At 41.0% G+C, this 12,751-nt stretch carries 14 protein-coding genes; 6 read left to right on the forward strand and 8 right to left on the reverse strand.

Annotated features, from left to right (window positions below):
• Genes citE through HED61_RS14270 form a run of 7 tightly spaced genes read right to left on the reverse strand, consistent with a single transcriptional unit; the run spans position 1 to position 4,243 of the window.
• The gene (citE, locus tag HED61_RS14245) at positions 1-888 is read right to left on the reverse strand and encodes a citrate (pro-3S)-lyase subunit beta (protein WP_003125762.1); all 888 of its coding nucleotides are present in this window, start codon (positions 886-888) and stop codon (positions 1-3) included.
• Positions 876-1,184 (reverse strand): citrate lyase acyl carrier protein, encoded by a 309-nt coding sequence (gene citD, locus HED61_RS14250; protein WP_081131557.1) that lies wholly within the window; start codon positions 1,182-1,184, stop codon positions 876-878. Before citD ends, citE begins: the two co-directional genes overlap by 13 nt.
• Positions 1,185-1,190: 6 nt before the next feature.
• Positions 1,191-2,177 (reverse strand): [citrate (pro-3S)-lyase] ligase, encoded by a 987-nt coding sequence (citC, locus tag HED61_RS14255; RefSeq protein WP_219645172.1) that lies wholly within the window; start codon positions 2,175-2,177, stop codon positions 1,191-1,193.
• 21 nt (positions 2,178-2,198) lie between these two features.
• Complete coding sequence (locus HED61_RS16940) at positions 2,199-2,324, reverse strand: OadG-related small transporter subunit (protein ID WP_005470670.1); 126 nt, start codon at positions 2,322-2,324, stop codon at positions 2,199-2,201.
• 15 nt (positions 2,325-2,339) lie between these two features.
• Positions 2,340-3,455, reverse strand: coding sequence for a sodium ion-translocating decarboxylase subunit beta (locus HED61_RS14260; RefSeq protein WP_138371111.1), 1,116 nt, complete (start codon positions 3,453-3,455; stop codon positions 2,340-2,342).
• Between the two features lie 47 nt (positions 3,456-3,502).
• A complete protein-coding gene (locus HED61_RS14265) occupies positions 3,503-3,898 on the reverse strand; it encodes an acetyl-CoA carboxylase biotin carboxyl carrier protein subunit (RefSeq protein ID WP_003125756.1) in 396 nt (131 codons plus the stop codon).
• 18 nt (positions 3,899-3,916) lie between these two features.
• Positions 3,917-4,243 carry a hypothetical protein gene (locus HED61_RS14270; protein ID WP_005470668.1) on the reverse strand — a complete coding sequence of 109 codons (327 nt, stop codon included), beginning with the start codon at positions 4,241-4,243 and terminating at the stop codon, positions 3,917-3,919.
• 420 nt (positions 4,244-4,663) lie between these two features.
• Here HED61_RS14270 and HED61_RS14275 point away from each other — a divergent pair, with 420 nt between their 5' ends.
• The 3 genes from HED61_RS14275 to citG all read left to right on the forward strand — a co-directional run bounded on the left by HED61_RS14275 (position 4,664) and on the right by citG (position 7,703).
• Complete coding sequence (locus HED61_RS14275; protein ID WP_005470665.1) at positions 4,664-6,010, forward strand: CitMHS family transporter; 1,347 nt, start codon at positions 4,664-4,666, stop codon at positions 6,008-6,010.
• Between the two features lie 144 nt (positions 6,011-6,154).
• A complete protein-coding gene (locus HED61_RS14280; protein WP_003125752.1) occupies positions 6,155-6,850 on the forward strand; it encodes a GntR family transcriptional regulator in 696 nt (231 codons plus the stop codon).
• Positions 6,843-7,703: a triphosphoribosyl-dephospho-CoA synthase CitG gene (citG, locus tag HED61_RS14285; protein WP_138371112.1), complete on the forward strand. Its 861-nt coding sequence runs from the start codon at positions 6,843-6,845 to the stop codon at positions 7,701-7,703. Before HED61_RS14280 ends, citG begins: the two co-directional genes overlap by 8 nt.
• Here the strand turns inward: citG and HED61_RS14290 are convergent.
• Positions 7,700-8,410 carry a response regulator transcription factor gene (locus HED61_RS14290; RefSeq protein WP_003125750.1) on the reverse strand — a complete coding sequence of 237 codons (711 nt, stop codon included), beginning with the start codon at positions 8,408-8,410 and terminating at the stop codon, positions 7,700-7,702. The genes citG and HED61_RS14290 overlap by 4 nt on opposite strands.
• Positions 8,411-8,460: 50 nt before the next feature.
• Here HED61_RS14290 and HED61_RS14295 point away from each other — a divergent pair, with 50 nt between their 5' ends.
• From HED61_RS14295 to HED61_RS14305, 3 genes are all read left to right on the forward strand, one after another.
• Entirely contained in the window at positions 8,461-10,272 is a 1,812-nt protein-coding gene (locus HED61_RS14295; RefSeq protein WP_176332977.1) for a sensor histidine kinase, read from the forward strand.
• A gap of 381 nt (positions 10,273-10,653) precedes the next feature.
• Positions 10,654-12,012: a Y-family DNA polymerase gene (locus HED61_RS14300; protein ID WP_156247997.1), complete on the forward strand. Its 1,359-nt coding sequence runs from the start codon at positions 10,654-10,656 to the stop codon at positions 12,010-12,012.
• Positions 12,013-12,114: 102 nt separating this feature from the next.
• A complete protein-coding gene (locus tag HED61_RS14305; RefSeq protein ID WP_219645171.1) occupies positions 12,115-12,696 on the forward strand; it encodes an SOS response-associated peptidase in 582 nt (193 codons plus the stop codon).
• The last annotated feature ends 55 nt before the right edge of the window (positions 12,697-12,751 follow it).

The following is a 12,751-nucleotide window of genomic DNA, read 5'->3' on the forward strand; positions in this document are numbered from 1 at the left end:
CTAAATATCCTCCTCCGTAATCAACTTCGCTGCCTTAGCCAATGCAATCACTCGCTGTGCACGTTCAACGATTGGCTTGTCTACCATTTTCCCATTGACTGAAATAACTCCAGAGCCTTTCGCTTCGGCCTCGCGAATTCCCCAGATAACTTCTTTGGCATTCTGGATTTCTTTGTCTGTCGGTGTATAAATAGCATTTACCAACGGAATTTGTCGTGGATTGATCACTGACTTTCCATCAAATCCTAGCTGCTTGATTTGTTGCACTTCATTTTGGAATCCTTCTACATTGTCCACATCGGAATAGACAGTATCGATAGCCGCAATTCCTGCAGCTCTGGCTGCATGCAGAATCATGTTGCGGGCAAAGGATAATTCCTGTCCATCCGGATAGCGCTTGGTTTTCATATTTGTGACGTAATCTTCTGCTCCTAAAGCAATTCCGATCAGTCGCTCTGACGCTTTGGCAATCTCCCGTGCGTTCAATACCCCTTCTGCAGATTCGATGGCTGCCATCATTTTCGTTGTGCCCACTGGAATCTGATTGTCTTTTTCAACAGATGTAATGACCGCATCCACATCTAAAATATCTTGTGCCGTCTCTGTTTTTGGTAAGCGAATAACCTCAACGCCAGCCAAAACCATTGCTTCGACATCTTGGGCGCCACCTGCCTCCAAACTATTAATCCGTACGACTGTTTCTACATTGCTGTAATCAAATGTTTTCAATGCAAAGTGAACCAATGTACGCGCGGAGTCTTTTTCTTTAAGAGAAACTGCATCTTCTAAATCAAACATAATTGAGTCTGCACCATATAAGGGTGCGTCCCTTAGCATTGCTGCATTTGCACCTGGAACAAACATCATGGTTCTTCTTAAGCGTTCCATGAATCAATCTCCTTCCAATCATATGCGTCTTTTTTTGCTGCCCGATGAATCGCGGTAATGGTTCGAGCTTGAATCGTACAATCCAAAGCGCCTTTATCAACGGCAGCTACTCGAACAGACTTGATCCCTAAATTTTTGATGGTCTCTTCGATCACCTTTTTGATTTGTTGACCAAATTGTTTCTCTACACTGCTTTCCAAAGAAATTTGGATTTGGTCTGCTTCAGTCGGCTCGACAGTAATCAAAATGTCGCTCGACTCTACTGTACCGGCTACTGCGATTTGTGTAATTTCCATATGGTTTCACCTCTCGTTTTTTAAATAATGATATGTCGTTGATGGCAAAAATTGTCTCAAACGGCGGTCATCCTGATTTTTCAAGGCTTCTCTAACTTTGGTAGCACTGATGATCTCACCATCAATACTCAATCTAGGTAAAATAACCAATTCTAATGAGTCGCCAAACATTTCCTGCATCGCATGATTATACGTATCGGTCACCTTTGAATAGGGTTCTTCTCCGACAAACCGTGTCCGAATGTCTAATACAGGTGCTATCTTCTCTTTAAACAGTTGCGCATCAACCTTTGCCTGGATCTTCGCTACTGTTTCTATGGCACTGTCTTTCAGAAAGTAGGAAGGAAACGTTGCGGAAGATACAAGGTAATCATTGGTGGGAAAAACTGTTACATTGGACAAGTGTGCGACTCCACGTTTTACCATTTCCATCCGATCTGCAGTCGAAAACTCTGAACGATCTTCGGATAACACAAAGACATAAACTTGCTGACTCTGCTGCGCAGCTGTCTCGACAAGATACTGATGTCCTTTGGTAAAGGGATTGGCATTCATCACTATCCCGCTTCCGTTCCCCATTTTTTTCCCTTTAGCCAGCGTAGAAAGATAGCTCGCAAAATTTGGCAGTCCTCGTTCCATAAAAAGAATTTCTGAGGTTGCGATGATTTTCTGAAACCCTAGTGAGCGAAAGATCAATTCATTGCTGGGTTTTGAATACAAGAAATAATGTTGTTCTCCTTCTTCTGCCAAGCGATCAACCAGATGCTGAATGATTTCCGTCAGTAGATTTTCTGATTGAAAGGCTTTGCAAACAACCAAGCATTTCAATATGTTGTGATAATAGGATCCAGTAGCAACCAGTAAATCGTTATCGTAGATTCCCACTGTGTAATCAAGTTCTTCCTCTTTATTCAGACCGGCTCGATCCATCAAGGAAGCCCACTGTTTATAGACTCCTTGATCTCTTAGCCATAGCCGTTTTAATGAATACATAAACGTCTCTTCTTTATCTTTTTATTTTTTGATTGGAAAAAGTTTGCTAAGCAGCATCGAAGCAAGATAGATAATCAAGATAACCACGAAGACGCCGCCCCATCCCAGCACTAATAATTCCAGTGATTTCATTAAATCTGCTGACATCGAATCTCTCCTTTCTTAGGTTAGTAAGGCAAGCAATAAACCACCTGCAATAACTGAAGCAATCTGACCAGAAACATTGGCACCGGCTGCATGCATCAAAATAAAGTTTTGTGGGTCTTCATCCGTTGCCATTTTTTGGATCACTCGACTTGACATAGGAAATGCAGAAATCCCCGCGGCTCCAATCATTGGATTGATTTTTTCTTTTCTGAACAGGTTCAGCACTTTTGCAAACAAGACACCACCTACAGAGTCCATGATGAAGGCAACCAGGCCTAAAGCGATCACCATCAATGTATCGACTTGCAAAAATTCTTCATACTGCATTTTTACTGAGATAGAGAGCCCCAACAAAATACTAATGATGTTTACCAGCTCATTTTGAGCCGTGATAGAAAGTCGGTCTAATACGCCGCATTCTCTCAAGAGATTTCCGAACATCAAGAAACCAACTAATGGCAGAGATACAGGGGCAATGAGCCCGGCAACGACAGAGATAACGATCGGAAAAAGAATTTTTGCTGTTTGCGAGACTTCGCCAGCGCGATAATTCATATGAATCGAACGCTCTTTTTTCGTTGTGACCGCCTTGATCGCAACCGGCTGAATGATCGGCACCAAAGCCATATAAGAATAAGCTGCAACCATGATTGCTCCCATATATTTGGAATTCAAAGTGTTGGCTACAAAGATGGATGTTGGACCATCGGCGGCTCCAATGATTCCAATGGAAGCTGCATCATTTAAATCAAATCCTAATAAGACAGCGACGATAATCGTAAAGAAAATACCAAATTGGGCTGCAGCCCCAAATAAAAGCAGAAAAGGATTTTGGAGCAGCGGACCGAAGTCGATCATGGCACCAATTCCGATAAACAAAAGCAATGGAAATAACTCGGTTGAGATCCCCATATCAAACAATACTTGAAAAGGACCAGGTTCCCCGCCAGCACTCAAAACACCAGAGTTCGGGAAATTTACTAAAATCGTTCCTAGTCCCATCGGAACTAGTAGTGTTGGTTCATATTCTTTTTTGATTCCTAAATACATCAGGATGCCACCGACTACCATCATGACAATCCGTCCGGGTTCTTGTCCCATCCCTAAAAAGCCTTCAATCAGAGTTTCCACTAACGTCACTTCCTCTATTCATTAAATTTTTTATTGATTCATCCCTATTAATGAATCGTAATCAATGGGTCACCAGGATTGACCATCTCTCCTTGATTGACATGAATACCAGCTACTGTTCCCGCTTTTCCGGCAACAATCTCATTTTCCATTTTCATGGCTTCTAATATCATCAATGGTTGATTTTCCGCCACAGTATCTCCAACATTCACCAAGATTCTCAAAATCGTTCCCGGCATTGGAGAAGGCATGGCATCTGCACCTGCGGCAATGGGTGCCTCAGAAACAGATGGTGCCTCGGATGCGGCTGGTGTTGCGGTTTGCGGAGCTGGTGTTTCAACTACAGGTTGAACGGGTAGCACAGGTTGTGGTGTACCACCGATTTCTTCCATCTCTACTAGATATTCTTTGCCATCAATCGAAATTTTAAATTTACGTAACATTGTTTTTCCTCCAAAATGCTAATTTTTATTGATTCTTCGAATAACAAACTGACTCTTTTCATTTAATCCAGCAGCTAGACTTGACGCGATGATGGAAACAAGTTTTGCCTCCGGATTGCGCTGCATTACTTTCTTGACCACAAATTGGCTCTTAGGTTGATCACCTGCCGCAATGGCTGTCGCGATCAAACTAACAAGTTGATATTCTTCTTCACTAGCTTCGATATATGCAGGAACCGCTTTCCATTTCATTTCAGATTCATTATCATCGAGCGTTTCAGAAGATGTTTTTGTTATTTCTTGATGTGGTTCACTTTTTTTGAACAGTCGGGCGAATAATCCCATGAAGTTACTCCTTTCATTTTTTTCGTTCTCAACCACATTATATTGATAATGGACCAATCCGGTAGTTCTAAATCAAAGATTATTGTTTTTTTTCTGTTCCTATTTCATCACCTTACAACAAAAAGGCTGATAAACATTGTTAAATCAACGTTTATCAGCCGTTAAGATTTTATTAATATCTTGTTAAGCCTCTTTTAAGAACACCTATACCAAATTGTTTTTTTCCTGTTCTTTTTCAGAATTCAATCTATCTTATCAAATGAATATTGCTTATTCTATAGTCGTCAAACGGAAAAGCTAATTGTTTCCAATACGTGTCTTTCTCCCCCAAAGGCATGAAGCTTTGTTTTTTATTGGAATGAATTGGCACCGTTTACAAAAACAGAAATTATTAAATCAGTTGTAGAAAGGAAGAAAAATATGTTATTGACGGTTTTATCTTATGCCATGATTATTGTCTTTATGTTTGTAATCATGAAAAAGAAAATGTCTCCATTCACTTCTTTGGTGGTCATTCCTTTGATTTTCACCTTAGTTGCAATGGTGTCAGGAGTATCCAAAGAAGGAAACATCGGGGATTTTGTTCTAGAAGGAATCAAAACAACTTCTAATACGGGGATTATGTTGCTGTTTGCGATACTATACTTCTCGATCATGCTGGACGCTGGATTATTTGATCCAATTACCAAAAAAATGATCTATTTCGCAAAAGGCGATCCGATGAAAGTTTTGATGGCAACTGCTGTCGTTGCGGCCACCGTTTCTTTAAATGGGGATGGAACGACCACTACCCTGATCTGCTGTTCAGCCTTTATTCCGATTTATAAAAAATTAAACATGAAAATGATGAACCTTGGGGTACTGGTGATCTTGCAAAATACCATCATGAACTTGCTCCCTTGGGGAGGACCTACTGCTCGAGCTATGGCCGTTTTAGAAGTTGATGCCGATATCCTTACTTATCTGGCACCAGGAATGATCATCTCAGTTCTTTATGTCATCTTCTTTGTTGCTCGCAGAATGGGGAAACAGGAACGGGCACGCTTAGGAATCACTGAATTGACTGCAGATGAAATCGAAGAAATGACAACGGTAACAGACCCTGAAACACTACAGATTCGCCGGCCAAAAAACTTTCTTTTCAATGGTATCTTGACGATTGGATTGATTGCATGGCTCGTAGCTAGCTCATTCATTGATTCGATTGCACTGCCACCACTTTTGTTGTTCTTAGTTGGAACGTGTATTGCTTTAATGGTCAACTACCCTGTTTTAAAAGACCAATCTTCACGAATTGGAGCCAATGGCGGAGATGCTGTTCAAGTCGTTATCTTAGTCTTTGCAGCGGGCGTATTTATGGGATTGTTCCAAGGTTCAGGTATGGCAGAAGCATTGGCTAACAGCTTTACTCACATTATTCCGAAAGAATTAGCCGGCTTCTGGGGGCTAGTTATCGCCCTTATTTCTGCGCCAGGTACCTTCTTCATCTCAAATGATGGTTTCTATTTTGGTGTGCTACCTGTATTAGCAGAAGCAGGGCGTGCTTATGGCTTTACCAATATGCAGATGGCTCTTGCTTCATTGATGGGACAGGCGTTCCACTTATTAAGCCCATTGGTTGCCTTTATCTACTTGCTGTTACGTTTGACTGGATTGGATATGGGTCAATGGCAAAAAGAATCAGCAAAATATGCATTGGGAATCTTTGTCATCTTTATCGTTACCATTGTGTTATTAGGTCATATGCCGCTTTACATTCCACAATAATATTCAGGATTGATTGGGACGGGTCGTCATTGCGGTCTCGTCCCTATTTTTATTAGTAATACATGAGGAAATCAACGAAAATCTTGAAAAAAATTTACTAGCATGTTTTATTTTCAGAGGTATCATGAGAAATGAGGAAAATAAATGAGTAATATAGTTGAAGCCGTTAAAAAAAATCTTGATTTAACACAAAACAAAACATTAAACGTTCTGATTTATGAAGCGTTTCGAAAAACCATCATCCTTGGTGATATTCCAGCAGGTACTCGAATCAACGAGAAAGTCTTTGCTGAAGAATTGAACATTAGTCGAACTCCTATTCGCCTGGCTATGAAGCAATTAGTGAATGAAAAACTTGTCGAACATATTCCTAAAGCGGGAATCGTCGTCAAAGGTATTCGTATCAAAGATGCCTACGAAATTTATGATATCCGTAAATCATTAGATACCCTAGCAACGATCAAAGCCATGAATCAAATGACTGAAGCAGATTTCCAAGAACTGCAAACATTATTAGAACAAGGGGAACAATATAATGAGGCCGATGAAATAGAGCTGGTTTTAAAAAATTTCTCTGATTTCAACGCATTTATCTATGAAAAAAGTCAAATGCCTCGCTTAAAATCAATTGTCCTAGAACTACAAGCCTATCTCGTTTATTTTCGCGACATCGCTATCCGTTCGACGAAACGAAGAGATAAAGCATTGGAAGAACACTGGCTGATTTTTCGCGGGATGAAAACAAAAAATGTCGAACAAATCACGCTGATCACGCATGAACACCTTGATCGATCCTTGCAGTTTATTTTGGCGGAAATGGAGCGTAGACAAATTGACTGAGTCCCTTTCGAACCAGATTACCGACTATGCCATCAAAGCATTGTTCTATGAAGTCAGTCTCAGTCCTAAACCTGGACTTGTGGATCCCTTGACAACCGGTGCGCACCAAGACATGAACTTATTCACATTTATCGATAGCACGATCAGCTTACGTCCGTATTTTCAACAGTACCTACATGCAGGGCTGACACACAAAGGAACCCCTAGGGAGTTGTTTGATAAGCTTAGAAAAATCGGAGTAGCTGCAGAAAAAGCCATGCTGCGTGCAACACATGCCATCAATACGCATAAAGGAGCCAATTTTTCTTTTGCAGTCATTTTAGGGGCGACTGGCTGGTACTTGCAAGAAAAGGCATTGCCTTTAATAAAAGAAGATAGTGAGAGGATTTTGACTTACACGCAGCAAATGACAAACCACCTACTCGCAGAAGATTTCAAAGACTTAGAGATAAAGACCCAGCTTACTTATGGCGAAAAGCTTTATCTGGAATACGGAATAACCGGGATTCGAGGAGAAGCCGCAGCAGGCTACCCTAGTTTGTCGCATAAACTACTCCCCTTTCTACGGACAACTGTTGATTTCCCAATGGAGGAACGTTTATTGCGGGGACTGATTTTCTTGATGAGTGAAATCGAAGATGGGAATTTATTGCATCGCGGTGGTTTATCCGCTTGGCAAACAGTGAAAGAAGAAAGCAAAAAAATTCACCAAGCCCCCTTCTCAAAAGAAGAATTGCTTGATGAATTACAAAGCTATGATAGGATTTTGACTCAACGCCACTTAAGTCCTGGAGGTTCTGCAGATCTATTGGCATTAGGTATTTATTTTGCTCAACTAGAAGAGATCCTTTAAACACCATCGGGCAAAAAGGTATAGCCTAATCCCCATACTGTCTTGATATAGCGAGCTTGCTTTGGATCATCTTCAATCTTATTTCTTAAATGATTGATAAAAACCATGACCGTATTTGCGTCTAGCTCACTGCCGTTCCATACGCTTTGATAGATTTGTTCTTTCGAAAAAACTTGATCCGGGTTTTCTATAAAAAATTGCATCAATTTTGTTTCCTTGGATGAGAGCTTGATTGGCTCTTCCTTTTTGTAGAGTTGGTAGCGGGACTTGTCAAAGCAGAAATCCCCAATCATGATTTTGCTCTCTTTTGAAAGGGCACGATGCTCTTTGATAACTTGCCCTCTATCAAGGGTCACTGTTACTTGTGCTCTTAATAAGTTAGGCAAAAATGGCTTGGTAATATAATAATCTCCACCCATTTCCAATCCAGTAATGATGTCTTCTTCATTTTTCTTGCCACTGAGAAAAATGATCGGGACAAGTGGATCTTCTTCACGTATAATCTGAGCAAGATAGTACCCATCGTTTTCATGTTCTAAACTAATGTCCAATAAAAATAAATCAAATTTTACCCGTGTCATGATATCGACTGTCTTTTCAACCGAATCACTTTGATAAATCAAGATTCCGGTCGATTGGAGTGATTTCCATATCAATCGTCGTATTGCTGGATCATCATCAACGACAAGAATTTTTTCGTTTCTCACTTTTTTTCCTCCTAGTTCTTTGGATCAAATTATTAAAGGGAGCGTTTTTTATGAAAAAGCCTTCAAGCAGATTGCTTGTTCTAGGAATGATGACCGTCCTCTTTTTGACTGTATTAGGAATGGTCATCACAGCAAACAGCTATCAGCAGACACAAAAACATGCGTTAAAAATGGGGGAGAATCAACTAGCCAAAATCAATGACTCTGTAATCAAAATATTGCGATTGGAAATCAAATCTTACACTTTAGCACTGGAAGATTATGCTTCGAATATTTTTAATGAAAAAAATTACCATGAACTGATCGAAGACACTCAGTTGGACAACAGTCTCCTATTCAAGACCTCGGCTGCCGCCGGATTATATCTTGTTTCACCAACGGGCACTCTCCTTTCTGGCAAAGACATCCATGCTGACCAATTTGTTAAAGAACCTGTCAAAGTCACGGCTTTTGATCAAGATCCCCTTTATCTCAAAGCTTTAAAGGGGTCGGTTCTTCAAAACGGCGAAGCTTACTTTGCTGATGATACGTCTTATGTCAATTTATATCGACCGGTCTATGACAAGCATCATGTGCTTCAATCTATCTTGGTTCTGCCAATCAATCTTGAAGAGCTATATCAGCAAGAGATTGACACAACAGAAAACCAAAATGGCTATACGATGGTCAAAAATGAAGAAATGAAAGTGCTCATGCACCCTTCCACCGAACAAATCGGATTAGACATCATCAATGGGCGAAAGCTGAAATATCCTGACCTCGACTACAGCGATTTGGCTCATTTAGAAGATGTCCAAAAGACCAATGAAAAAGGAACATTAAGCTACAATTCTTACTGGTGGACAGAAGAAGACCCCAAAAAAGTTTTAAAAATCTCAGCCTATGAATGGATTACGGTTGGGGATGCACGCTGGATCGTTGCCAGTTCATCGGACTTTTATGAACGAAATGGACTCGCACTGCAAAAAAATCTGATCATACTTGGCTTACTGACCATTCTCTTAGCAATCATCATTCTTTTAGCAGTCAGTTTTAGTCATTACAATCGCCAAAACCGGACCTATATCGAAAATCTGCGTTTAGTTGAACGGCAAAATTTTTTGAAGGAAAAGCATGCCCTTGAAAAATCAATGATGCAAAAATCGCAATTGGAAACAGTAGGTCTGCTAACCACTACCATTGTTCATGACATGAATAATTTTCTTACTCCGATGATCGGAAATCTGCAACTGTTGATTGAAGAATACCAGTCAAACGAAGCGCTCGTTGCTGATCTAAATGAAGTCTACCAAGCAGCGCAAAAAGGCCAAAACCTATCTACGAATGTATTGCGCTTTACTAAGACTGGAATCAAAACGAAAGAATCCCTCTCGATCGAAGAAGTGGTATCAGAAGCCATTGACACCATGCGCGTACTCGTACCAAAGAAAGTCACATTGACCTATCAAGCTTCTTTTGTGGGCACTGCACTCATTGAAGCCAGTGACTTACAAGTTATTTTATACAATTTGATCACCAATGCTTATCAGGCTCAGCCAGAAAACCCGCACATCCAAGTCAGACTTAGTGCAGCAGCAGATAAGCAGTTGACAGCATTCCAAAACCATTCACTTGCTTATTGCGACAAACATTTTGCGCAACTTACCGTGACAGATAATGGTCCAGGGATCCCGAAAGAAATAGAAAGTAAAATGTTCACGCCTTTTTTCACAACGAAGACAGAGTCCAATGGAACTGGTCTCGGCTTATTCATCGTCTCATCGATTGCTAAGAAAAACGATTGGATCTTACAAGTAAAAAGCACCGTCTATGGAACGACCTTTACACTAGGGATTCCAGTAGATAGCGGCAACGTTCAGTAATCGCTTGCATTACTTATCTAAGCCTTTTGTTCGTTCATTCACTATACCTTTATTATAACGAAAAAGAATGAAGGTTTGACGAAAAGTACAATAAAAAACCAGCTATTGTTTGTCGTCATCAGCCGAAACTCACTTTAGTTTGTCACGGAAATTCCCTCTTGTTTTTCTGCAATGAAAAAAATTACAGGATAGCTCATCGCGTGATTATTAGCGCCAGCTTCTGTTCTGCTTTTATGTCATTAAAGCCCTTCTCAAGGGCTTTTTTTGTTGCAGCTGTTTTTAATTGCCGCGATGATTTTACAAAAATCAAAAGTTTTAAGGTGTGTTCGCTTTACAAAAGAGAACATATGTTTGTATTATACAACTAGGGAGGCGTTTTTGATGGGGAGATTTAATTATGAAGAAGAACCGTTACGGGATATTTTGTTCATTGATGTAAAATCTTTCTATGCATCTGTCGAATGTGTCCAGAGAGGGCTAGATCCTTTGACTGCCTTGCTAGTAGTCATGTCTCATTCAGATAACACAGGAAACGGATTAGTCTTGGCAGCTTCGCCAATGGCGAAAACTGTTCTGGGGATCACCAATGTCACTCGTGCTGACAACTTGCCCAACCACCCGGATCTATATAAAGTTTCACCTCGCATGAATCTATATATCAAAGAAAATTTGACAGTCAACAACGTTTATCGGAACTATGTGGCGGATGAAGATCTCTTACTCTATTCAATTGATGAGTCGCTGATGGATGTGACGCAAACGTTGCATTTATTTTTTCCTGATCCTTCTCTTTCTAGAAGCGAGAAGCGGCACAAAATGGCAGAAAAAATCAAAGCCCATGTCTTCAAAGCGACTGGACTGCGGGTAACTGTCGGGATCGGTGATAATCCTCTTCTTGCTAAATTGGCCCTCGATACCGAAGCAAAGAAAAATCCCACCTTCATTGCCGAATGGACATATCAAGATGTGGAAAGCAAAGTATGGGGAATTTCGCAGATGACTGATTTTTGGGGGATTGGTTCTCGAACCCAAAAACGATTGACTCAGTTGGGGATCGAATCGATCAAAGCATTGGCTCATGCTGATCCAGATTTTTTGCGCAGCCGTATGGGCATCATTGGGGAACAATTATACCACCATGCCAACGGGATCGATCGAACGATTTTAGCAGAACCAGCCCCAAAGACAATGGAAAAAAGTTATGGCAATAATCAAGTCTTAAATCGAAATTATTACTTGCAGAGCGAGATCGAATTAGTTATCAAAGAAATGGCAGAACAAGTCGCCGCCCGAATCCGCCGTGAAGGCTGCCAAACACAATGTATCCATCTCTATATTGGAACAGCTTTTGGAGAGACACAGAAGGGCTTTGCCCACCAAATGAAAATCCCTGCGACAGATAACACCAAACTATTGATTGCTCACGCACTGTTCTTATTTCGCAAATACTACACAGGACAAGTGGTTCGTCATGTGGGGATCACTTATTCGAGACTGGTTTTTACCCAAAGCGTTCAGCTCGATTTGTTCCAAGATCCGGAAGAACAACTAAAACAGCGAAAGCTTGATTTACTGATCGATAAAATTCGCGCCAAATATGGATTTACTTCAATCGTTCATGCTGCCAGTAAATTAGAAGGCGGACGAGCGATTGCACGGGCGAATCTCGTTGGTGGTCATGCCGGTGGAATGGATGGTATCTCAAACGAACCTCAAGGCAAAGCAGTTCGTCCAAAATAGGATGGCTGCTAAGCATTTTGCTATACGCCTATCTCTTTTGCTGATAAATTGAATCTGTAGACCAGCCGGAATTCACAGCATTGCTAAAAAGGAGGAAACACCATGTGTGGGAGATATTTATTTGATCCAAGGACAGGTGAGCTGTCTGATTATTATCAAGAACTAGTCACGATAGCCAAAGAACAAAACAAAAAAATCGCTGTTGATGAAGTTTTCCCTTCCAACCAGGTCGTCACGCTGATTGCCGATGACTCGCAGCAAATCGTACCGATCCTAACCCATTGGGGCTTTACTGGTTTCAAAAAAGGCCAACTTTTAATCAATGCCCGAGCAGAAACCGTAGAAGAAAAACGTACTTTCAAGAAGCCATTTCTGGAAAAACGCTGTGCCTTTCCAATGTCTGGCTTTTATGAGTGGGATAGCGATAAGCACAAGTTTCTCTTTGACTCCTCGGAGCCCCTCTACCTTGCTGGTTTCTATCGGAACCATTCTACTGCCAGCGGTTCGGAAGATGAATCCATTATTTTGACGACCAAGCCCAATGCAACGATTGCACCAATCCATGATCGGATGCCTGTTTTGTTGCCGAAGGCAGATGTTTTGCCTTGGATCACGGATGTGACTTTCGCAAGAAACTATCTACTCCAAACGATGCCTGATATTCACCCACAACCTGTTTCGTAAACCAAAACGCCGCCAGAAGAATTTGCTTCTTCTGACGGCTTTTTTTAGCGAGTGA

The organism is Enterococcus gallinarum (genome assembly GCF_021496385.1).
GTDB classification, from domain to species: domain Bacteria; phylum Bacillota; class Bacilli; order Lactobacillales; family Enterococcaceae; genus Enterococcus_D; species Enterococcus_D gallinarum.

Bases quoted from the DNA above. Each gene is read 5' to 3' on its own strand.
- citD (WP_081131557.1), bottom strand. From the start codon at position 1,184: ATGGAAATTACACAAATCGCAGTAGCCGGTACAGTAGAGTCGAGCGAC.
- citE (WP_003125762.1), bottom strand. From the start codon at position 888: ATGGAACGCTTAAGAAGAACCATGATGTTTGTTCCAGGTGCAAATGCA.
- HED61_RS14305 (WP_219645171.1), top strand. From the start codon at position 12,115: ATGTGTGGGAGATATTTATTTGATCCAAGGACAGGTGAGCTGTCTGAT.
- HED61_RS14265 (WP_003125756.1), bottom strand. From the start codon at position 3,898: ATGTTACGTAAATTTAAAATTTCGATTGATGGCAAAGAATATCTAGTA.
- HED61_RS14270 (WP_005470668.1), bottom strand. From the start codon at position 4,243: ATGGGATTATTCGCCCGACTGTTCAAAAAAAGTGAACCACATCAAGAA.
- HED61_RS14275 (WP_005470665.1), top strand. From the start codon at position 4,664: ATGTTATTGACGGTTTTATCTTATGCCATGATTATTGTCTTTATGTTT.
- HED61_RS14280 (WP_003125752.1), top strand. From the start codon at position 6,155: ATGAGTAATATAGTTGAAGCCGTTAAAAAAAATCTTGATTTAACACAA.
- HED61_RS14300 (WP_156247997.1), top strand. From the start codon at position 10,654: ATGGGGAGATTTAATTATGAAGAAGAACCGTTACGGGATATTTTGTTC.
- HED61_RS16940 (WP_005470670.1), bottom strand. From the start codon at position 2,324: ATGTCAGCAGATTTAATGAAATCACTGGAATTATTAGTGCTGGGATGG.
- citC (WP_219645172.1), bottom strand. From the start codon at position 2,177: ATGTATTCATTAAAACGGCTATGGCTAAGAGATCAAGGAGTCTATAAA.
- HED61_RS14295 (WP_176332977.1), top strand. From the start codon at position 8,461: ATGAAAAAGCCTTCAAGCAGATTGCTTGTTCTAGGAATGATGACCGTC.